Annotated in this window: 19 protein-coding genes; 12 read left to right on the forward strand and 7 right to left on the reverse strand. The window is 61.1% G+C overall.

Annotated features, from left to right (window positions below; all coding sequences use genetic code 11):
* Positions 1-42: 42 nt before the first annotated feature.
* Entirely contained in the window at positions 43-2,217 is a 2,175-nt protein-coding gene (locus B097_RS0111010) for an NADP-dependent isocitrate dehydrogenase (RefSeq protein WP_018582583.1), read from the reverse strand.
* A 155-nt stretch (positions 2,218-2,372) separates the two neighbouring features.
* On the opposite strand from B097_RS0111010, the gene B097_RS0111015 reads away from it, so the two are divergent.
* From B097_RS0111015 to trpS, 3 genes are read left to right on the forward strand one after another with little or no spacing between them, the layout of a single operon-like run.
* Positions 2,373-3,269 carry an exodeoxyribonuclease III gene (locus B097_RS0111015; protein ID WP_026254484.1) on the forward strand — a complete coding sequence of 299 codons (897 nt, stop codon included), beginning with the start codon at positions 2,373-2,375 and terminating at the stop codon, positions 3,267-3,269.
* Positions 3,270-3,274: 5 nt separating this feature from the next.
* Positions 3,275-4,069 carry a trimeric intracellular cation channel family protein gene (locus tag B097_RS0111020; protein WP_018582585.1) on the forward strand — a complete coding sequence of 265 codons (795 nt, stop codon included), beginning with the start codon at positions 3,275-3,277 and terminating at the stop codon, positions 4,067-4,069.
* Between the two features lie 39 nt (positions 4,070-4,108).
* The gene (trpS, locus tag B097_RS0111025; RefSeq protein WP_018582586.1) at positions 4,109-5,119 is read left to right on the forward strand and encodes a tryptophan--tRNA ligase; all 1,011 of its coding nucleotides are present in this window, start codon (positions 4,109-4,111) and stop codon (positions 5,117-5,119) included.
* Positions 5,120-5,185: 66 nt separating this feature from the next.
* Here trpS and B097_RS0111030 read toward each other — a convergent pair whose 3' ends face one another.
* Positions 5,186-5,401, reverse strand: coding sequence for a hypothetical protein (locus B097_RS0111030; protein ID WP_018582587.1), 216 nt, complete (start codon positions 5,399-5,401; stop codon positions 5,186-5,188).
* 166 nt (positions 5,402-5,567) lie between these two features.
* Between B097_RS0111030 and B097_RS0111035 the strand changes: the two genes are divergently transcribed.
* The gene (locus tag B097_RS0111035; RefSeq protein ID WP_018582588.1) at positions 5,568-6,665 is read left to right on the forward strand and encodes a YhjD/YihY/BrkB family envelope integrity protein; all 1,098 of its coding nucleotides are present in this window, start codon (positions 5,568-5,570) and stop codon (positions 6,663-6,665) included.
* On the opposite strand, the gene B097_RS0111040 is transcribed toward B097_RS0111035, so the two are convergent.
* Entirely contained in the window at positions 6,640-7,878 is a 1,239-nt protein-coding gene (locus tag B097_RS0111040) for a D-alanyl-D-alanine carboxypeptidase family protein (RefSeq protein WP_018582589.1), read from the reverse strand. The two genes, B097_RS0111035 and B097_RS0111040, sit on opposite strands and share 26 nt — an antisense overlap.
* Before the next feature lie 148 nt (positions 7,879-8,026).
* Here B097_RS0111040 and B097_RS0111045 point away from each other — a divergent pair, with 148 nt between their 5' ends.
* Positions 8,027-8,737 carry a VIT1/CCC1 transporter family protein gene (locus B097_RS0111045; RefSeq protein ID WP_026254485.1) on the forward strand — a complete coding sequence of 237 codons (711 nt, stop codon included), beginning with the start codon at positions 8,027-8,029 and terminating at the stop codon, positions 8,735-8,737.
* Here B097_RS0111045 and B097_RS0111050 read toward each other — a convergent pair.
* The 3 genes from B097_RS0111050 to B097_RS0111060 are packed head-to-tail and all read right to left on the reverse strand — an operon-like array spanning position 8,734 to position 11,147.
* The gene (locus tag B097_RS0111050; protein ID WP_018582591.1) at positions 8,734-9,972 is read right to left on the reverse strand and encodes a SatS C-terminal domain-containing protein; all 1,239 of its coding nucleotides are present in this window, start codon (positions 9,970-9,972) and stop codon (positions 8,734-8,736) included. The genes B097_RS0111045 and B097_RS0111050 overlap by 4 nt on opposite strands.
* Positions 9,973-9,993: 21 nt before the next feature.
* Complete coding sequence (locus B097_RS13375) at positions 9,994-10,863, reverse strand: C40 family peptidase (protein WP_018582592.1); 870 nt, start codon at positions 10,861-10,863, stop codon at positions 9,994-9,996.
* Positions 10,860-11,147, reverse strand: coding sequence for a hypothetical protein (locus tag B097_RS0111060; RefSeq protein WP_018582593.1), 288 nt, complete (start codon positions 11,145-11,147; stop codon positions 10,860-10,862). The genes B097_RS13375 and B097_RS0111060 overlap by 4 nt, the downstream gene beginning before the upstream one ends.
* A 68-nt stretch (positions 11,148-11,215) precedes the next feature.
* Here B097_RS0111060 and upp point away from each other — a divergent pair, with 68 nt between their 5' ends.
* The 4 genes from upp (at position 11,216) to B097_RS0111080 (ending at position 15,055) form a co-directional block, all read left to right on the forward strand.
* Positions 11,216-11,851 (forward strand): uracil phosphoribosyltransferase, encoded by a 636-nt coding sequence (gene upp, locus B097_RS0111065; RefSeq protein WP_018582594.1) that lies wholly within the window; start codon positions 11,216-11,218, stop codon positions 11,849-11,851.
* A 110-nt stretch (positions 11,852-11,961) separates the two neighbouring features.
* A complete protein-coding gene (locus B097_RS12960; protein ID WP_081618062.1) occupies positions 11,962-12,306 on the forward strand; it encodes a helix-turn-helix domain-containing protein in 345 nt (114 codons plus the stop codon).
* A gap of 71 nt (positions 12,307-12,377) precedes the next feature.
* Positions 12,378-13,589, forward strand: a complete 1,212-nt coding sequence (locus tag B097_RS0111075) for an amidohydrolase (protein WP_237559349.1) — start codon at positions 12,378-12,380, stop codon at positions 13,587-13,589.
* Between the two features lie 50 nt (positions 13,590-13,639).
* Positions 13,640-15,055, forward strand: a complete 1,416-nt coding sequence (locus B097_RS0111080) for an NAD(P)H-quinone dehydrogenase (RefSeq protein ID WP_018582597.1) — start codon at positions 13,640-13,642, stop codon at positions 15,053-15,055.
* 7 nt (positions 15,056-15,062) lie between these two features.
* Here B097_RS0111080 and B097_RS0111085 read toward each other — a convergent pair whose 3' ends face one another.
* On the reverse strand, positions 15,063-16,382 hold the full coding sequence (locus B097_RS0111085; protein WP_026254486.1) for a short-chain fatty acyl-CoA regulator family protein: 1,320 nt from the start codon (positions 16,380-16,382) through the stop codon (positions 15,063-15,065).
* Positions 16,383-16,514: 132 nt separating this feature from the next.
* Between B097_RS0111085 and prpD the strand changes: the two genes are divergently transcribed.
* The 3 genes from prpD to B097_RS0111100 are packed head-to-tail and all read left to right on the forward strand — an operon-like array spanning position 16,515 to position 20,116.
* On the forward strand, positions 16,515-18,026 hold the full coding sequence (gene prpD / locus B097_RS0111090) for a 2-methylcitrate dehydratase PrpD (RefSeq protein WP_018582599.1): 1,512 nt from the start codon (positions 16,515-16,517) through the stop codon (positions 18,024-18,026).
* Positions 18,026-18,949, forward strand: a complete 924-nt coding sequence (gene prpB, locus B097_RS0111095; RefSeq protein ID WP_018582600.1) for a methylisocitrate lyase — start codon at positions 18,026-18,028, stop codon at positions 18,947-18,949. Before prpD ends, prpB begins: the two co-directional genes overlap by 1 nt.
* Before the next feature lie 18 nt (positions 18,950-18,967).
* A complete protein-coding gene (locus tag B097_RS0111100) occupies positions 18,968-20,116 on the forward strand; it encodes a bifunctional 2-methylcitrate synthase/citrate synthase (protein ID WP_018582601.1) in 1,149 nt (382 codons plus the stop codon).
* Positions 20,117-20,330 lie beyond the last annotated feature (214 nt).

Genomic DNA, 20,330 nt, shown 5'->3' on the forward strand with positions numbered 1-20,330 from the left:
CCCTACTAGGGGCGGGCGTTCCTGCATTAAGTGGAAGAAGTGTTACTTCTTCAGCTCATCGATGATCTTGTTGAAGGTCTCCGATGGGCGCATGACCTTGCTGGTCTTCTCGTCGTTAGGCAGGTAGTAGCCACCCAAGTCAGCAGGGGAGCCCTGTGCCTCAAGCAGTTCCTTGTCGATTGCCTCAGCATTAGCGCCAAGCTCCTCAGCGATCGGCTTGAACGCTTCGGCCAGCTCAGCATCCTCGGACTGGTTAGCCAGTTCCTCAGCCCAGAACTTCGCCAGGTAGAAGTGGGAGCCACGGTTGTCGATCTCGCCGACCTTGCGCGAAGGGCTCTTGCCCTCATTCAGCAGGGTCTCGGTCGCAGCGTCGAGAGTATCGGCCAGTACGCCAGCCTTAGCGTTGCCGTTCTCGTTCTGCTCGTGACGGAAGGACTCCGCCAGAGCCAGGAACTCACCGAGAGAGTCCCAACGCAGGTGGTTTTCTTCCTGGACCTGCTGGACGTGCTTCGGTGCGGAACCACCAGCACCGGTCTCGAACAGGCCGCCGCCAGCCATCAATGGCACGACGGAGAGCATCTTCGCAGAGGTACCCAGCTCGAGGATTGGGAACAGGTCAGTGTTGTAGTCACGCAGCACGTTACCGGTCACGGAGATGGTGTCCTCGCCGTTGCGCATGCGCTCAACGGTGACCTTGGTTGCCTCGACTGGATCCATGATGGAGATGTCCAGACCCTCGGTGTCGTGGTCCTTCAGGTACTTCTCCACCAGGGTGATCAGGTTTGCGTCGTGGCCACGCTCTGGGTCCAGCCAGAAGATGGTCTTCATTCCGGACGGGCGTGCGCGGTTCACGGCCAGCTTCACCCAGTCCTGGATTGGAGCATCCTTGGTCTGGCATGCGCGCCAGATATCGCCCTTTTCGACGTCGTGCTCGATGAGCACCTCGCCAGCAGAGTTCTCGACGGTGACCTTGCCGTCCTCAGCGATCTTGAAGGTCTTGTCGTGGGAGCCGTACTCCTCAGCCTTCTGCGCCATCAGGCCAACGTTAGGAACGGTGCCCATGGTGGTGGGGTCGAAAGCGCCGTTTGTCTTGCAGTCATCAATCACGGTCTGGTACACGCCGGCGTAGGACGAGTCTGGGATAACCGCCAAGGTGTCCTGCTCCGCGTCGTCCGCGTTCCACATGTGGCCAGAGGTGCGGATCATCGCAGGCATGGAAGCGTCAATGATTACGTCCGATGGAACGTGCAGGTTGGTGATGCCCTTGTGGGAGTTCACCATTGCCAAGTCTGGGCCGTTCTGCAGTGCCTCGTCGAAAGCAGCCTTGATCTCAGCGCCATTGTCCAGCTCTTCCAAGCCGGTGTAGATAGCGCCCAAGCCATTTTCGCCGTCCAGGCCAGCGGCTAGCAGCTGCTCGCCGTACTTGTCGTAGACATCCTTGAAGAATGCGCGCACAACATGGCCGAAGATGATCGGGTCCGAGACCTTCATCATGGTGGCCTTCAGGTGTGCAGAGAACAGAATGCCCTCTTCCTTGGCGCGCTTGACCTGCTCCAGGAGGAACTCGTCGAGAGCCTTCGCGGACATGTAGGTGCCATCGATAACCTCGCCCTCAAGCACCTTCAGGTCGTCCTTGAGCACCTTGCCATTGAGCTTGATGGTCAGGGTGTCGTCGGCTGGCATGATGACGGACTTCTCATTGTGGCGGAAGTCTGCGGCATCCATGGTGGCAACGTCGGTCTTGGAATCAGCGGACCAAGCGCCCATGGAGTGTGGGTGCTTCTTCGCGAAGTTCTTCACAGCCTGCGGCGCGCGACGGTCAGAGTTGCCCTCACGCAGCACAGGGTTCACTGCGGAACCAGTGACAACCGCGTACTTGTCCTTCGCGTCCTCATAGTTTGGAACATCGTAGCCAGCGTCCTGCAGCTCCTTGATCGCAGCCTTCAGCTGCACCAGGGAAGCGGAAATGTTCGGCAGCTTGATGATGTTGGCCTCTGGAGTCTTCGCCAGCTTGCCCAAGTTAGCCAGTGCGTCATCCAGCTTCTGCTCGTCGGTCAGACGCTCAGGGAACTGCGCAATGATGCGCCCTGCCAGGGAAATGTCGCGGGTTTCCACGTTGATGCCTGCGTTCGACGCGAATGCCTCAACGATGGGCTTGAACGAGTAAGTGGCGAGCAGCGGAGCTTCGTCCGTGCGGGTCCAGATAATGGTGCTCATATTTCTCCCTATATCGGTAGATTGCCTTTTCATCTACCATACCCGGCCCCAACATAATGCGCGTACTGTTTGCTTGCTTTTCTCCAGCATTCACCCCCGTTGGTGCCTGTGCCCTCGCCAGAGCTGCAATGTGGCAGGTAGTAGGATTGGCAGCCATGAGTATGACCATCGCTAGTGTGAACGTCAACGGCATCCGCGCAGCCACCAAAGTGCGCAACGAATCCAACCCCGGCATGCTCGCCTGGCTGGACGAGACAGAAGCATCCGTCGTCCTGATGCAAGAGGTCCGCGCCACCGAAGAACAAGCAGAGAAAGCGCTCGCGCCCGCACTGGAAAAGGGCTGGCACCTGATCACCGCACCAGCCGAAGCGAAAGGTCGCGCCGGGGTAGGAATCTTGAGCCGGAAGCCACTCGACGACGTGGAAATTGGGTTCGGCAACTTCCTCTCCGCCGGCCGCTTCGTTGCGGGCACCATCGACGGAGTGCGCGTGGCAAGCCTCTACCTGCCATCCGGTTCTGAAGGCACCGAGAAGCAGGACGAAAAGTATCGCTTCTTGGACGATTTCGAACCAATGTTGGCCCAGTGGGCCACCGAGCACCCCAGCATGGTCATCGGGGGAGACTGGAACATCTGCCACCGCGAACAAGACCTGAAGAACTTCAAATCCAACAAGAAGAAGTCCGGCGTCCTGCCCGACGAGCGAGCCTTCATGGACTCCGTCTTCGGCAGCTTCCCCGACAGTGAGGCACAAGATAAGCCCACCGCAGGCGAGTACTTCGGCGCGGTTGAATACGAGTCAAACCTTCGTCGTGAAGCAAACCCTGACCCGCAGTGGTTCGACGTGGCGCGCCGGCTGCACCCCGACGATGCCCCATACACCTGGTGGACCTACCGCGGACAAGCCTTCAACAACAACGCGGGCTGGCGTATCGACTACCAAGCCGCCACTCGCGACATGATGGACCGTGCCGAAGTCACTTGGGTAGAAAAAGCGCCGACCGTCGAGCAACGCTGGAGCGACCACGCACCGCTGATGGTTAGGTACAAGTAGGAGCTATGTGGGGTTACGATACGCAAGACCTGCTGACGATTCTGTTCGTCATTGGCATTACCGCGGAGGCGATGACCGCCGCTGTGTCCGCCGGCCGGATGAAAATGGATCTGTTCGGCGTGATCACGCTGGGCGCGCTTACTGCGCTTGGTGGCGGCACGATTCGTGACATCCTGCTTGATGCGTACCCCTTGACCTGGGTGGAACAGCCGTTGTACCTGCTAGTCGTCATCATCGCGTCCGTGATGACGGTGAAGATCAGTTGGCTGATGCACCAGCTCCGAAAATTCTTCCTGGTGGCGGACGCCATCGGGCTTGCCGCCTTCGTGGTGCTGGGCACCCAGATCGCGCTCGGCCTAGGGCACGGCTTCATCATCGCCGCTGTGGCTGCCGTGACTACGGGTGTGTCTGGTGGCATCATGCGCGACGTGCTGTCGGACCGCGTGCCGCTGGTCTTTCGGAAAGAGCTCTACGCCTCCGTGGCGGTGATGGGCACCGCGGTGTACATGATCCTGCTCTGGTTCGGCGTGCCCGAGTGGTTGGTCGCGATCATCACCGTGATCTTTGTGTTGGCAGCGCGCCTGCTCTCGCTGAAGTTCAACTGGGGACTGCCCGTCTACGAATATGACGACGAGAAGCTCGCCGCCGTGGACCCGAAGCATCAGCTGTCCACGTTCTTGTACACGCGTGCGCGCCGTGTGCCGGGTGCGCGCCGCGTGTACCGCCAGGTACGTAAGATTCAGGATCACCGTCCCTCCCGCAGGCGCCGCGAGCGTGACGACGAGGAACCGGAGGGATGAGGCAGCGCGCCCTAGCCGGGCTGGCTAGACTAAGACACCATGAGTGATAAGCAACGCGTACTGTCCGGCATCCAACCCACCGCTGATTCCTACCACCTGGGCAATTACCTAGGTGCGCTGAAGCAGTGGATCGAGCTGCAGGACAGCTACGACGCGTTTTACTTCATCCCCGACCTCCACGCGATCACCGTGGACCAGAACCCCGAGGAGCTGCGCCACCGCACCGTCGCCGGCGCGGCTCAGCTCATCGCATTGGGCATCGACCCGGCGAAGTCCACGCTGTTTGTTCAGTCGCACGTGCCCCAGCACGCGGAGCTGACGTGGGTTCTGCAGTGCCTCACCGGCTTCGGCGAGGCCTCCCGCATGACGCAGTTCAAAGACAAGAGCCAGAAGCAGGGCGCGGAGCGCACCAGTGTCGGCCTGTTCACCTACCCAGTGCTGATGGCCGCAGACATCCTGCTGTACAAGCCACAGCTTGTGCCGGTGGGGGAGGACCAGCGTCAGCACCTTGAGCTCACGCGCACCCTGGCGGAACGTTTCAACTCGCGTTATGGCGAGACTTTCGTCGTCCCCGAAGCATTCATCCCCGAAGGTTCCGCGAAAATCCAGGACCTGCAGGAGCCCACCGCCAAGATGAGCAAGTCCGGCTCCAACCCAAAGGGCATCATCAACCTGTTGGATGAGCCGAAGACGTCCGCCAAGCGCATCAAGAGTGCCGTGACCGATAACGATGGTGTGATCGCTTATGACCGCGAGGCAAAGCCCGGCGTCTCTAACTTGCTGGCGATCCAGGCGGCCCTGACTGGCAAGACTATCGACGAGTTGGTCGCCGGCTACGAAGGCGCAGGATACGGTGCTCTGAAGACCGATACTGCCGACGCGCTCGAGGCCTTCACGACCCCGCTGAAGGCGCGTTACGACGAGCTCATGAACGACCGCGCCCAACTGGAGGACATCCTGGCCGCAGGTGCGGAACGTGCCCGCGCGGTATCCGAGCCTTTGCTGGACGACGTCTACGAAAAGACCGGTTTTCTGCGCCCGAAGCGCTAGAACATAAAGCAAGCCCGCCTGCTCCGGAAACAAGGAGACAGGCGGGCTTTGTGCTTGCGCGGTGGTTTAGAGGCCACCCTCGCGACGGCCAGTGCGGCGGCTGGTCTTGCCAGACAGCATGATGGTGACGATCAGGCCGATAACGAAAATAGCTACGACGATCCAGATGAACCAAGACCAGTCCAGGCCATTGGAGTACCACGCTGGGTAGTTCGGGTACTGGGGAGATGCTTCCTGCGCGAGGTACGCTACGGAGTCCGCAAAAGAATCAGCAAATGGCATGGTGCTTAATACCTTTCATGTACGTTCATGGCACGTGGATGTAATTATTACACGAGTATAGATGCACATTACCTATTCACCTTTCGTGTAGCCCCCTTCATGCACACTGTGAGAGAGGTGGCTACGATCGAGTAGGTAATAACTTATTTATTAATCGAGGGAGCCCATGTCCACCCGCACGAGCCCGAACGAACACAAGCTTGACGATTACGGCATTGAGCGCGAGCACAAAGACGACGAAAGCGTCGTCGAAAAGGTGCGCGACGAAGCGCCTGTCGTCGACCACCTCATGCGCATGCAGGACCGCTTCGGTAAAGGTGGCGGTAACCAGTACTCGGCCGGCATTACATACTTCTCTGTCATGTCCGTGTTCCCACTGGCCATGCTGCTCTTCGGTACCTTAGCGCTGTTCCTCGCCGGCAACCCTGATCTCCTGGACCGCATCCAGACCCAGATTACGGAATCCGTCGACGGCGATCTAGGAGAGCTAGTCAACAGCATCATCGATCAAGCCATCGCCGCCCGTGGCGCCGTGTTGAGTGTCGGTGCACTGACCGCTTTGTGGTCCGGCTTGGGGTGGATTAACAACCTGCGCGCTGGTGTGGGTGCGATGTGGAACCTCGCCCCAACAGAGGGCGGCAATTTCGTCGTCAAGAAGCTGCGCGACTTGGTAGCGCTGATCGGCCTGATCATCGCGCTCGGCTTCGCCTTCATCGTCACGGCGATCGGTTCTTCCAGCTTTACGACGACGGTGCTAGAACGCTTCTGGCCCGGCGACAATATTCCGGGGCTGCGCTGGATCATCTTTGGTGTGGCCATCGTGCTGGGTATTGCCGCCAACTTCCTGGTGATGTTCTGGATCCAGAAGATGCTGCCGCGCACGCACGTGCCGACGAAGTCTGCGCTGAAGGGTGCTCTGTTGGGTGCCATCATCTTCGAGATCTTGAAGCAGTTCTCCACCGTGATCATTTCTTCCGCCACCTCTAACCCGGCGGGTGCGGCGTTTGGGCCGATCATCACGCTGATGGTGCTGCTGTACCTGATCTGGCGCGTCGTTCTCTATGTGGCGGCGTGGACGGCGACCACTGAAGAAGCCCTGGAACATGCACCGGTGGACGTGCCTGATTCAGCCGTCATTCGCGTGCGCTCCGATATCAGCGCCTCTGCAGGCCAGTCCACTGCGGACAGCAGCCGAACTTTCGGTATCGGCGCTATCGTCGGCGCGTTGATCGCCGGAATTATCGCTGTTTTCGGCCGAAAGTAAGAGCCACAAAGCCCACGATGATTGCGGCCAGCAGGACCATGGACGCAATCGCAACGCTCACCCCGGTGGAGTCATGATTTGGCGCCGCCGACACCTTAGGGGTGGGCGTTTTCGTCTGTGTGGCAGGGGCCTCGTCGTTAAGCGAAACAGCTAAATTGGCCACCGCGTCCTCCGACGGCCACTGAGAAGCCTCGTACAACAGAGCCTGGGCCTGCTGCCACGCGCGCCCTTCCTCGATGGTGGTGTCGAGGATGACCGCCATCAGGCGGCGACCGTCGCGCTCTATCGCGCCGACGAAGGTGTGATTCGCATCGTCCGTGAAGCCGGTTTTGCCGCCGATGCCGTCGGGATCATTCATGAACAGCCCGTTGTCATTCCACAACTCGTAGCCTTCGACATCGCCATAGCCGGGGAAGTCGATGAATTCCGTGCCCACGATGCGGGCAAAAGTCGGATCCGAATAAGCGTGCTGGTAAATCATGCCCATGTCCCACGCTGAGGTCTGCATGCCCGCAGCGTCCAGACCCGAATAGGAGGCGGCGCGGGTATCGGTGGTGCCTAATTTCGTGGCAAGCTCGTTGATCACCTTCAGCGCTGCCTGATCACCACCGAGCTCCTGGGCCAACGCGTGCGCAGCGTCGTTGCCTGAACCCATCAGCAACCCATGCAGAAGCTCTTCAACCGTGTACACCCCGCCGGCACCCAAGCCCACCGAAGAACCGACCTGCGAGGCGGTCTCCTCGCTGACGGTCACCTTCTTGTCTAGGGGCAGCTCCTCGATCGCCTCTAAAGCAAGCAGCACCTTGATGATCGACGCAGGGCGGTAGCGGCCATGCGGATCCTTCATCGCGATGACATCGCCGGTATCAATATCCGCCACCAGCCACGCGGAAGCATGCACGGACTCGTCGACGATGAAACCTTCCGGGGCGATCAGCCCGCAGGGGCCGTCATAGTGCTGCGGCAGAACCGTGGGTGTCACCCCATCGGAGGGCACCTCGGATGTGGTCCGAGCCCGCGGCGGAACTAATGCGTTAGGGCAGTCATCGGTCAACGGTGCTGCATCGCGCCAGTCCGGGTCCGCCGACTCGGCTGGCTCTGCTGGTTCGGTCAGCGGCGCCACGGGAAGCAGCGGGGTAGCTGAAGCCACCACCGGCGGAACCAGTGCGGCACTCAAGGTTGCTGCGGCAGTGAAGGCGGTAATTCTTTTCATCAAGCGTTGATTCTAGGCCTCCCTGTGTGGCCGCTGTGCTTTGACGTACCAAAGTGAGGTTAGGCTGCCATAAAAATGCCTCTGAACTGGGAGTTAGTTAGTACTGCCTTGCTTGTGGCGGTGTCAACATGAGGATACTAATGGGGGTATGAGCGAAACAAAAACCCCATCACAGACAACCACTGGACTCAACGAGAAACTTAATCAACTACGCGCCGGAGTGATGGGCGCTAACGACGGCATCGTCTCCACCGCTGCCGTTGTGGTGGGCGTGGCGGGTGCTACCTCAGATGTCCGCTCCATCGCCACCGCCGGTATCGCTGCAGTTATCGGTGGTGCGGTGTCGATGGCATTAGGCGAATATGTTTCCGTCTCTTCCCAGCGAGATTCGGAAGAAGCCCTCATTGAAAAGGAACAGAAGCTGCACGCCGAGGATCCCGAAGGGGAATTCGAGGTGCTGGTGCAGGAATACATCGCGAAGGGGATATCTGAAGAGACTGCCCACCAAGTAGCCACCGAGGTCACCGAACACGACGCCCTCGAGGCCCACCTTGATATGCACTACGGCATTGACCGCAGTGATGTCGTCAGCCCGTGGTCGGCAGGCATCGCGTCGTTCTTCGCCTTCTTCCTCGGCGCGCTCCTGCCTTTGGCGGCGATCCTGTTTCCTCCAGAGAGCTGGCGGGTGCCGGTCACGTTCGTGGTCACAATCGCCGCTTTGGCGATCACCGGGGTGATCTCCGCGCGCCTGGGCGGGGCCAAGCCGGGGCGAGCCGCGCTGCGCCTTGCCATTGGCGGTACGCTGGCGCTCGCCTTCACCTTCGTGGTGGGCTGGCTGTTCGGTACGAACGTGGGCTAGAACTTGGAGAAGCGTTTGATCAACATGTCTTCAAGCTGCTGCCAGTTCTCCGCCTTGTCATTAAACGGTGCGGATGGCACGTAGCCTGCGGCCTCAGTGGAGCCAAGCATGTATGCCAAGTAGTCCTGCATGCGTGGGTTCGCCAGCAGGAAGGAGTTCAGCGAATCATCGCCGGCCCAGTCGGCGGCATCCGCCATGACTTCATAGGCCTTGCCCATCTGGTCGGTATCCACGGCATCGACACCCTTCTCGATGTCCGCCGCAATCCCGTTGAAGGAGTACGCATTATCCTTGTGTACCTGCAGCTCCAGTTCGCCGGCGTGTGCGGAACTGACCAGATCCTCCCACGTAGACATGCTGGAGAGATCGTGATCGTCGTTATCCAGCATCCAGCGCAGCAGCTGCTTGTTGGTGGGGAAGGTGAAGATCTCGCCGTACTTGCCCAGGAACACCGGCGCGCGATCGAGGTAGGTGCGCAGGGTGTACACGCTCTTGCCTTGGATGGTGATCTTCACCGGATCAATACCAGCGGCCGCCCATGCCGAAGTGTCATAAGGATCCACCGCTTCGCGTTCGGCCTCCGCCTGCTTTTCTGCTTCCTCCCGGGCTTTCTTGCGCGCCTCCGCCGCGTCCGTGATCCGTGTCGCAGCAGCGGAAACGGCCTCGGCGTCCAGCTCGTTTGTCGGCACGACGCGCACCTGCGCATCAATACTTTCGACGACGCTCTCCCAGTTTGTCAGCACAGCGCGACCAACGGCGGACCATTCACCCAGGCCCTGATCGCGCGTGTAGTGCTCAACGCCACGGTTCACGTTGCCCAACACGGAATGCGAAGCGAAGAAGATCACGGCATCCTCAGCGCCAGCCACCTGCGCCAAAGAGTTGGTCAGCTGGAAGATACGAGCAGTCGTCGATACGTTTTCGTGGTTCGGGCGGCCCGCCAGAAACTTCGGTGCACCGATGATGTCATAGTGGTGCTTCTCCGCAGGCACCACACGGTCATCGCCGCTAGCGCTGAACTGGCCCCACTTCGGGTGCGTGGTCAACTCATGAGAGGAAGCGGATTCCAGGTGGGTCAGCAGCTCCTCGGGGGAGTGGAACAGCAACACTTTCTCAGCATCACCGTAGAAAGCCTGCCACTCGGAACCGTGTTCCTTCCATGTTGGGGCCCACAGGGTGTAGAAGTCACCTTCCGTCAGTGACACTTGAACTGGGAGAATTGCACGCGTGCTCATGCACACCGACTTTACCGAATGCTATGCCGTTGGTCGCCAGAACCCCTTGAAAGCCATGCCCAGATTATTTGTGCGCACCGGGCTCATCCCCACTGGATCTCCGGCTTCCACCATCATCCCGTCACCCGCGTACATGGCCACGTGCCCATCCCACACCACCAGGTCACCCTCTTGAAGATCTTCGTAGGCAACCTGCTGGCCCACCGCCTGGTTTTCTGCCGTGCGCGGAATCTCCACCCCGGCCTGGCCATACGCCCACGACGTCAACCCGGAGCAGTCGAAACCGCCAGGCTGGCTCCCGCCCCACACATAAGGGGTGCCGATCTGGCTTTTCGCAGCCGCCACGGCAGCCTTGCCCGCCGCGTTATCGCCCGTGACTGGGGAGGGCTCGGCCGGCGGGGCGAGAGTGGCGGCCGCGGGAGTGGTCTCTGGGGAAACATAGGTATTGGTGTGCTCCTCCACAGGCGCCGCCGCGCGTTCCTCTAGGCGCTCTGCGAGAGGCTCCAGTTCTTTCTCCCAGCGCTCCACCCGTACAGCTGCGCGGGTGACGCATTCCACGCCGTACAAAGTCAGCTGGATCGCCACGGCGGGAGAGGTCGGGATCAGGGGTGCTTTGAGTGTGGCTTCGCGGATAAACTCTTGGGCAATATTCCACAGGTCCATGGCGCACAGGCCGGTCAGCACCAATGCGTGGGCGGCGGTGGATTCGATGGTGGCGCCATCGTCGGCAAGTTCGTCGAGCCTGCGGAAGAAGTTGGCGGGGTCCCCGTCGGTAAGCTCCGCCAGCTGGGCGACCGCATCAAACTGCGGAACCCTACTGATCAGGGGAGGGGTGAACTGCTGTGGGATTCGCGAAGCGATGGCCTGGACGGGCCCGGTGATGTCAATCATGCCAGCGTCCTTTCAAACCCGGCGGCGATGTCCGCATCGGCGTTGAAGGCATCGGAGATCATCGTCTCCACGGATTCCGCGACAGAGTTGGCTTCGTTGAAGAGAGCGGCGGAGGCATCGTCGTAACGCGCAAGTGCTGCGGTCAAGGCGTGGCAAAAGCGGGTGTTGGGAAGTAGTACATCGCCGATGGTCTGCAAACCGTGGGCGTCCTCGCGGACGGCACTGATTAAGGGGCGAAGGATTTCGGGGTCAACGGTGAAAGTGTGGTCATTGTTTCGAGTCATACCTACTTAGACTGTGAAAACCCGCTTCCGGTTCCGTCCTTTTCGGAATTAGTTCTAGCATGGGGGCTATGGACATTACTGTGGTTGATCACCCCCTTACCTCATCCCGCCTGACCATCATGCGCGATGCGCGCACGAACAACGCCGGATTCCGCTCAGCGCTGGCGGATCTAGGCAGCATGCTGATCTACGAGGCATCGCGTGACCTCGAAGTGGAACACTTTGACTGCCAGACACCGGTGGATGTCGCTGAGGGCACCCGCCTTAAAACCCCGCCCATCATCGTTCCCATCATCCGTGCAGGTCTGGGCATGATCGACCCAGCACTCTCGATGATCCCCGATGCCCAGGTGGGCTTCATCGGCATGGCCCGCGACGAGGAAACTCACGAGCCGGTGCCGTACCTCGAGGCGCTTCCCGACGATCTCTCCGGCCAGCCCGTCTTCCTCGTGGACCCGATGCTGGCTACCGGGGGTTCTTTGATCCACGCCATTCAGCTGCTGGTTGACCGCGGGGCGGATGACATCACGTGCGTGTGCATGGTGTCTGCGCAGCCCGGTGTGGATAAGTTGCGGGACTCCAATCTGCCGGTGCGTTTGGTGACCGCCGTGATCGACCCCAGCCTGGACGAGGATGCGTATATCGTGCCTGGCTTGGGCGATGCGGGTGACCGGCTGTACGGTCCGCGCAATATCGACCTCTGACACCCCCTATTTCCCGCAGAAACGAAGACAAAGCTGAAATTTTCCCTTAGGATAATTTTAGGAAAGTTACAAATAGCGCTCAGGGGCGCCCTTAACTGCGGGGGATGAACATGTCACATGTCTTGATGGATCACCATTGGGCCAGCTACGGCTACAGCTTGTCCGAAAGGCTCAAGCGCCTGCGGCTGCAACGTGGCATGACGCAACTGCGGTTGTCGGAGGTATCGGGGGTGTCGCGCACTCTGATTTCCAATTTGGAGCGCAACCACTACAACAGCCAGAGGAGCGCGGACCCCACCTTGTCCACTCTTTACCGCCTGGCTTTGGGTCTGCAGGTCCCGCCGTCCGCCCTGCTGCCCGCGGTGGATCGGGAGGTGGAGGCGGTGTGTCCGGACGATCTGGAGGATGACTGGCAGGCGTTAGACCCTTTTCGTGGCCTGCTCGGGGGTGACTGACCGTACCGCTTGGTCTAGTTGTAGACTCTCTACCCATAACCTTTTCACAAATGGTAGGGAGTGAGACCTCAGTGTCTTCAAGAGGCATCGCGGCAGACGTGCGGGACTGGTTCTACACCAACCGGGACACGGTCATTTCGTGGCGCCGCCACATCCACTCACACCCCGAGCTGTCGAATCAGGAACACGGCACCACCGATTTCATCGCGGAGATCCTGCACGAACACGGCCTCGAGCCTGTCCTATTTCCCGGCACCGGCCTGTACGTCGACATCGGCCCCGAAGGTGGCGACCGGCTTGCTTTTCGCGCCGACATCGATGCGCTGCCCATCCATGAGGTGACCGGCCTGGAGTTTTCGTCGATACGCGCCGGCGTCTCCCACGCGTGCGGCCACGACGTGCACACGACCGTCGCCCTCGCCTTGGCCTGCGCCTTATCGACGATCGACCTGCCCCATGGGGTGCGCGTGATCTTCCAGCCAGCTGAGGAAGTAATGACCGGCGGGGCCTCCGATGTCATCCGTTGGGGTGCCCTCGAAGGGGTGGGGTCCATCTTCGCCCTGCACGCGGAGCCGAAGCTGCGCGTGGGCAAGGTGGGCGTGCGCACTGGTGCGATCACGTCGGCATCGGACGTGGTGGAGATCAACGTGTTCGGGTCCGGTGGGCACTCGTCGCGCCCGCACCTGACCTCCGATGTCGTCTACGCGTTGGGCTCTCTGATTACCCAGCTTCCCGCCCTGTTGTCGCGTCGCATCGACCCGCGCACCGGCACCGTGTTGGTGTTCGGCCAGGTCGAATCCGGCTACGCCCCGAACGCGATCCCGCAGTCCGGCAAGGTCCGTGGCACGCTGCGCACCTCCGATATCGGTACGTGGCGCACGATCGAACCGATCTTCAACGAGATGGTCGCATCCATCGTCGCCCCGACCGGCTGCACCTTCGAGATCGATTATTTCCGTGGGGTTCCGCCGGTGCTTAACGACGACGTCGCCACCGCTTTACTTGCCGACGCCGGCCGCGCAATCGATCCACAGGGGGTGGTCGACGCACCCCAATCGTCGGGGGGTGAAGACTTCTCCTGGTACCTCGAACACGTCCCGGGCTCCATGGCGCGCCTGGGGTGCTGGTCCGGTGAGGGTGACCGGCAAGACCTGCACCAGGGCAATCTCGTCGTCGACGAGCGCTCTATCGATGTGGGCGTGCAGCTATTCGGTTCCGTCGTTGAGCGCTTCAGCGAGAAGGTGGGGGAGCCGGGGGAATTTGACGGCGACTTCTTGAACTAGTAGCTAAGCTAGGCGTGGAACTGAACACTGAAAGAGGAGCTACACACCCCGTGCCAAATCAGCGCAAGAAAATCGCGATCATCGGTGGCGGTCCTGCCGGTTATGAAGCAGCATTGACCGCGACCCAGTACGACGCAGAGATCACCATCATTGAGACCCAAGGCCTTGGTGGTTCGGGAGTGCTTAAGGACGTAGTGCCGTCGAAAAGCTTCATCTCTGGCGCAAATATCAAGACTGACCTGCGCCGCGCCGACGATATGGGCCTCAACCACAATTTGGGCCGGGCGCACCTATCACTGACCGCGCTGAATAACCGTGTGCTAGCGATGGCTTCCGAACAGTCGCGCGATATCCACAACCAGATCAAGCGCGCTGGCGTGGAGATCATCGACGGCTATGGCAGCTTTGACGACGATCAATCCGGCCACACCACCCACTCCGTGCGGATCAAGCATTCCTCTGGTGAAGAGGAGGTGCGCCAGTTCGACATGGTGCTGCTGTGTACCGGCGCCTCCCCGCGTGAGCTGGATGGCGCGAAGCCGGACGGCCGCCGCATCCTGACCTGGCAGCAGGTCTACGATGTGATCGAGATGCCAGAGCACGTCGTGGTCGTCGGTTCGGGTGTGACTGGTGCCGAATTCGTCTCCGCTTTCGCCGAGCTTGGCGTGAAGGTGACCATGGTTGCTTCGCGCGACCGCATCCTGCCTCACGACGATGCCGACGCCGCCGACGTGCTGGAAAACGTGCTGGCAGCCCGCGGTGTCACCCTGGAAAAGCACGCCCGTGTCGAAGCGGTGACGAACACTGGTGACGGAGTCATCGTTAAGACCACCGATGGCCGTGAGATCACCGGCTCCCACTGCATCATGTCCATCGGCTCCATTCCGAATACCGCGGACCTCAACCTAGAGGCAGCGGGCGTGGAAGCGGAAAACTCCGGCCACATCAAGGTCGACCGTGTGTCGCGCACTAATATTTCCGGCATCTACGCCGCTGGCGACTGCTCTAACCTGCACCCCCTGGCATCCGTGGCTGCGATGCAGGGGCGCGTGGCCATCTACCACGCACTCGGCGAGGGCGTGACCCCGATCCGCCTGAAGACCGTGGGCAACGCCGTGTTCACCCGCCCAGAGATCGCCGCCGTCGGCGTGACGGAGCAGCAGATTCGCAACGGTGAGGTGGACGCGGACATCGTCAAGATGGACCTGGCAACCAACCCGCGCGCCCGCATGCGCTCCCTGAGCAACGGCTTCGTGAAGATCTTCGCCCGGAAGGGCTCCGGCCAGATTGTCGGTGGCGTGATCGTGGCGCCAACCGCCTCCGAGCTGATCCTCTCACTCACCATCGCCGTGGCCAATAACCTCACCGCGGTGCAGCTGGCAGACTCCATGGCCGTCTACCCATCCCTGTCCGGCTCCATCACCGAGGCCGCCCGTCGCCTCGTCAGCAAGGACGACTTGGATTAGAGCTGGGCTAGTCGTTGACGGTGCGATAGGCCAACTCCGTCGTGGAGTTCAGGTCCACCGCCACTGGCCGGCCCTCATAAGGGAAAGCGCGCTGTGCACAATTATCGCGCACGCACGCGGCGCACCCCGGGCCGATCGGGACCGCGGCGGTGGGGGAGAGATTCAACTGGTCGGCATAGACCAGCCGGTGCGCCTGATCCAGATCACACCCCAGGCCCACGGCGAACTCCTTTGCCGGGGTCCCAAAAGGTTGGACCGGGCCCTGCACCATCTTCGCGATCCACAAGTAGCTGCGCCCATCCGGCATGCTAGCCACCTGGCGCGTCACACGATTCGGGGTCTCAAAAGCGCGGTGCACCACCCACAACGGGCACGAACCGCCACTGCGCGAAAAGTGGAAAGAACCCGACGATTGCCGCTTCGAAATATTGCCAGCACGGTCAGTCCGGATGAAGAAGAACGGCACAGAACGCGACCCCGGCCGCTGCAGGGTCGATAGCCGCTGGCAAGTGGACTCAAAACTGGTGCCAAAATGGGCGCCCAGCAGATCGATGTCATAACGCGTCTCCTCCGCACGCGCCAAGAACTTGCCATAGGGCATGGTCACCGCCGCCGCGTAGTACTGCGCCAGGCCAAGGCGCGCCACCTTCCTCGCGGCTTCAGCAGGTAAGTCTGCGACCAGCTCGTCGATAACCGTGCCCTGATCCAGCAATCCGTACTGCAACGCCAGCTGAAAACACAGCTGGGCCTCAGTGATGCCGCCGCGCAGGTGAAGCTCGCGGGTTTCGGGGTGGAAGGCGCGGCGGGGGCGTTGATCGTGCTGGTTGAAGCGCACGGTCACTCCGTGATTATTGTCCAGAGCGGTGGCCAGCCGGGTGAGGCGCATTTGGCGGACGCCGGCCCAATCGGCAAGCTTCTCGGCGGCCAGGTCCAGCTCATTGAAGTAGTTGTTGGCGTCGTAGAAGAAGTCGCGGACCAGCTGGTAGGGGTTGGGTTCGGTGCGTGACGACGAGAGGTCGGGAATGGAGTTGGCGATATCGGGGAAGCGGGCGGCGAAATCGGCGAGCTCATCGGTGGGGATACCGGGCAGAACCTCTGCCAGCTCGTTGATCGTGCGCAGGTCATGCTCGCTAGAAAAATAGCTGGCCTGCACGTCGAAAGACTCGGTGAGCTGGAGCAATACCGTAACGGTGAGTGGGCGCTGATCGTTTTCCAGCTGGTTGAGGTAGCTGGTGGAGATGCCCAACTGGTTGGCCATCTCCACTTGGGTGAGTTCGTGGTGGCGCCTTAGCGTGCGGATCCGTGCCCCCGCGTAGTGCTTGCTCAACGTCCTTGCCCTCCTCGATCTTCGCGTGACCAGCAGATTTCACAAGTTACACAAATTTTACAAAGTCATGCCACACAAATATACACACTTCACCGTGACCTGGCACACATTCTGGGGCGTAGAGTGACGAGCATGATCAACCACGAAGTTCGCACTCACAAGTCCGCAGAAGATTTCCCCATCGAAGAGCACCTCGCCTACAAAGTAGCCAAGGTTGCCGCCGACCCGGTCGAGGTGCCCGCTGACACCGTCGACATGATCATCAACCGCATCATCGACAACGCGGCCGTCGCCGTCGCCTCCGTCCCGCGCCGCCCCGTTTCCACCGCGCGCACCATGGCCGAAGCACACCCCGTCACCGAAGGCGGCGCGAAGGTCTTCGGCGTTGACGGCACCTACTCCGCTGAGTGGGCCGCTTTCGCCAACGGCACCGCGGTGCGTGAGCTGGACTTCCACGACACCTTCCTCGCTGCCGACTACTCCCACCCGGGCGACAACATCCCGCCGATCCTGGCCGTGGCACAGCACAAGGGCCTCGACGGCAAGGCCCTGATCCGCGGCATCGCCACCGGCTACGAAATCCAGGTGAACCTGGTCAAGGGGATCTGCCTGCACGAATGGAAGATCGACCACGTGGCGCACCTCGGCCCATCGGCTGCGGCGGGCATCGGCACCATGCTGGACCTGGACGTGGACACCATCTACCAGGCCGTGGGCCAGGCGCTACACACCACCACCGCAACCCGCCAGTCCCGCAAGGGCCTGATCTCCTCCTGGAAGGCCTCCGCCCCCGCATTCGCAGGCAAGATGGCCATCGAAGCCGTCGACCGTGCCATGCGCGGCGAAGGCGCACCCGCCCCGATCTGGGAAGGCGAAGACGGCTTCATCGCCTGGATGCTGCACTCCCCAGAGCGCACCTACACCGTCCCACTTCCAGGCGACGGTGAGGAAAAGCGCGCCATCTTAGAGACCTACACCAAGGAACACTCCGCCGAATACCAGGCGCAGGCACCGATTGACCTGGCGCGCCGCATGAAGCAGACCCTCGAAGACAAGGGCCTGAACACCGCCGACATCGAATCCATCGTGCTGCACACCTCCCACCACACCCACTACGTGATCGGTACCGGTGCGAACGACCCGCAGAAGATGGACCCGAAGGCATCGCGCGAAACCCTGGACCACTCCATCATGTACATGTTCGCCGTGGCACTGGAGGACGGCACCTGGCACCACGTGGATTCCTACACCCCAGAGCGCGCCGGCCGCCCAGAAACCGTGGAGCTGTGGCACAAGGTCTCCACTGTGGAAGACGAAGAGTGGACCCGCCGCTACCACTCCCACGACCCGAACGAGAAGGCCTTCGGCGCACGCGCGGTGATCACCTTTAAAGACGGCACCGTGGTTGAAGACGAGATGGCCGTGGCAGACGCCCACCCATTCGGCGCCCGTCCCTTTGCCCGCGAGCAGTACATCAACAAGTTCCGCACCCTGGCCAAGGGCCTGGTCGCAGAGGAAGAGCAGGAGCGATTCTTCGCCGCCGTGCAGGACCTGGAGAACCTCACTGACCTGGGCGAGCTCAACATCGTCGTCACCCCAGAGACCCTCGAGGCAGCACCGGAGATCCCAGGAGGCATCTTTTAATGTTCAGCTCTGAAACAACCGCAACCGATCGTCGTAAAGCACTGCGCGAATCGCTGAACTCAAGCGAAATCACCACACTCCCCGGCGCCTTCAACCCGCTGACCGCGCGCCTGATCGAAGACATCGGCGGCTTCAACGGCGTCTACGTCTCCGGCGCAGTGCTGGCCAATGACCTGGGGCTTCCCGATATCGGCCTGACCACCCTGACCGAAGTCGCCGGACGCTCCCGCCAGATCGCGCGCGCCACCAACCTGCCCGTGCTTGTCGACGCCGACACCGGCTTCGGCGAACCCATGAGCGCTGCCCGCACCATCTCCGAATTCGAAGACGCAGGCATCGCCGGCTTCCACCTCGAAGACCAAGTCAACCCCAAGCGCTGCGGGCACCTCGACGGCAAGGAAGTCGTGCCACAAGACCTGATGGTGCGCCGCATCACCGCCGCAGTCAACGAGCGCCGCGACGAGAACTTCGTCATCTGCGCCCGCACCGACGCCGCCGGCATCGAAGGCATCGACAACGCCATCGAACGCGCCAAAGCCTACGCCGACGCCGGCGCAGACCTCATCTTCACCGAAGCCCTGTACACACCGGCGGACTTCGAGAAATTCCGCGCCGCGGTCGACGTCCCGCTGCTGGCCAACATGACCGAATTCGGCAAAACCGAACTGCTCAGCGCCCAAACCCTCGAAGACATCGGCTACAACGCTGTGATCTGGCCCGTCTCCACCCTGCGCGTGGCCATGGGCGCCACCGAAGAATTCCTCCGCGACGTGGCCGCCACCGGAACCAACGCCAACTGGCTCGACCGCATGCAGCACCGCTCCCGCCTCTACGAACTGGTGAAATACGAAGACTATAACGCCTTCGACCAGCAAGTTTTCACCTACTCGCTAGACACCTACAAGCCCACCTTCGATAACTAAACCCCCAAAGGAAGCATCATGACTGAGCAAGACATCCGCAAAGGCCTCGTCGGCGTCGTCGCAGACTACACCGCAGTGTCCAAGGTCAACCCAGAGACCAACTCGCTGCTCTACCGCGGCTACCCAGTACAAGAACTCGCCGAACACTGCACCTTCGAAGAAGTCGCCTACCTGCTATGGAGGGGCGAACTGCCCAACGAAGAGCAGATGCAGGAATTCCGCGAAGTGTGCTGGAACAACCGCGAACTGGACCAGGGCACCATCGACATGATCATGTCCATGCCCACCGACTGCCACCCCATGGACGTCCTGCGCGGCGCCGTCGCCTACCTTGGCACCCAGGACCCAGAGCACTTCACCAAGGACACCGACCACATCAAGCGCATCGCCCGCTCCCTGCTGGCTAAGCTGCCGACGATCGTCGCCCTGGACATTCGCCGCCGCCGTGGCGAAGGCTACATCAAGCCAGACCCAGCCCGCTCCTACACCGAAAACTTCCTCTGGATGGTCTTCGGCGACGGCCCCGACTCCCCAGTGAACAAGCCGGGCGACGTCGAGTGCTTCGAAAAGTCCATGATCCTCTACGCGGAGCACTCCTTCAACGCCTCCACCTTCACCGCCCGCGTGATCACCTCCACCCAGTCCGACCCATGGTCCGCCATCACCGGCGCCATCGGCGCTCTCAAGGGCCCACTGCACGGCGGTGCCAACGAGGCCGTCATGCACAACATGATCGAAGTCGGCGACCCAGCCAAGGCCGAGCAGTGGTGCAAGGACAAACTGGCCAACAAGGACCTGGTCATGGGCTTCGGCCACCGCGTGTACAAGAAGGGTGACTCGCGCGTGCCGACGATGGAAGCCGCCTTCAAGAAGCTCGCCAGCGAGCACGAGGGCTCCGAAAAGTGGGTGGAGATGTACGACATCATGGCCGAGACCATGTACGAAAACACCTCCATCAACATCCGCCCCAACCTGGACTTCCCAGCAGGGCCGTCTTACTACATCATGGGCTTCGACATCCCGTTCTTCACCCCGCTGTTCGTGATGAGCCGCATCACCGGTTGGGCTGCCCACATCATCGAGCAGTACGAGAACAACTCCCTGATCCGCCCACTGTCCGCGTACAACGGACCAGATGAGCGCCACCACCCGAAGGCTAAGCAGTAGAGTTAGCAAAAACCCGCGGCCACACACTCAGCGATAGTGTACGGCCGCGGGTTTTTGGGGTGTTGTGCCCGCCTACACCGCAAACTGCTGGAACAGGAATGTTGGAACAGGGACGTTTTGCTGCCCCGGACGGCCAAAACCGCCCTAATCCAACAGTTCAGCTTCGACAGTTTGGAAAGAGGGTGACCAAACGTGCAGTAGGGCTTCTGACCAG

This window comes from Corynebacterium pilosum DSM 20521 = CIP 103422, from assembly GCF_000373805.1.
Classification (GTDB): Bacteria; Actinomycetota; Actinomycetes; order Mycobacteriales; family Mycobacteriaceae; genus Corynebacterium; species Corynebacterium pilosum.

Coding starts and splice junctions, on each gene's coding strand:
- B097_RS0111010 (WP_018582583.1), bottom strand. CDS start 2,217: ATGAGCACCATTATCTGGACCCGCACGGACGAAGCTCCGCTGCTCGCC.
- B097_RS0111015 (WP_026254484.1), top strand. CDS start 2,373: ATGAGTATGACCATCGCTAGTGTGAACGTCAACGGCATCCGCGCAGCC.
- B097_RS0111020 (WP_018582585.1), top strand. CDS start 3,275: ATGTGGGGTTACGATACGCAAGACCTGCTGACGATTCTGTTCGTCATT.
- trpS (WP_018582586.1), top strand. CDS start 4,109: ATGAGTGATAAGCAACGCGTACTGTCCGGCATCCAACCCACCGCTGAT.
- B097_RS0111030 (WP_018582587.1), bottom strand. CDS start 5,401: ATGCCATTTGCTGATTCTTTTGCGGACTCCGTAGCGTACCTCGCGCAG.
- B097_RS0111035 (WP_018582588.1), top strand. CDS start 5,568: ATGTCCACCCGCACGAGCCCGAACGAACACAAGCTTGACGATTACGGC.
- B097_RS0111040 (WP_018582589.1), bottom strand. CDS start 7,878: ATGAAAAGAATTACCGCCTTCACTGCCGCAGCAACCTTGAGTGCCGCA.
- B097_RS0111045 (WP_026254485.1), top strand. CDS start 8,027: ATGAGCGAAACAAAAACCCCATCACAGACAACCACTGGACTCAACGAG.
- B097_RS0111050 (WP_018582591.1), bottom strand. CDS start 9,972: ATGAGCACGCGTGCAATTCTCCCAGTTCAAGTGTCACTGACGGAAGGT.
- B097_RS13375 (WP_018582592.1), bottom strand. CDS start 10,863: ATGATTGACATCACCGGGCCCGTCCAGGCCATCGCTTCGCGAATCCCA.
- B097_RS0111060 (WP_018582593.1), bottom strand. CDS start 11,147: ATGACTCGAAACAATGACCACACTTTCACCGTTGACCCCGAAATCCTT.
- upp (WP_018582594.1), top strand. CDS start 11,216: ATGGACATTACTGTGGTTGATCACCCCCTTACCTCATCCCGCCTGACC.
- B097_RS12960 (WP_081618062.1), top strand. CDS start 11,962: ATGTCACATGTCTTGATGGATCACCATTGGGCCAGCTACGGCTACAGC.
- prpD (WP_018582599.1), top strand. CDS start 16,515: ATGATCAACCACGAAGTTCGCACTCACAAGTCCGCAGAAGATTTCCCC.
- prpB (WP_018582600.1), top strand. CDS start 18,026: ATGTTCAGCTCTGAAACAACCGCAACCGATCGTCGTAAAGCACTGCGC.
- B097_RS0111100 (WP_018582601.1), top strand. CDS start 18,968: ATGACTGAGCAAGACATCCGCAAAGGCCTCGTCGGCGTCGTCGCAGAC.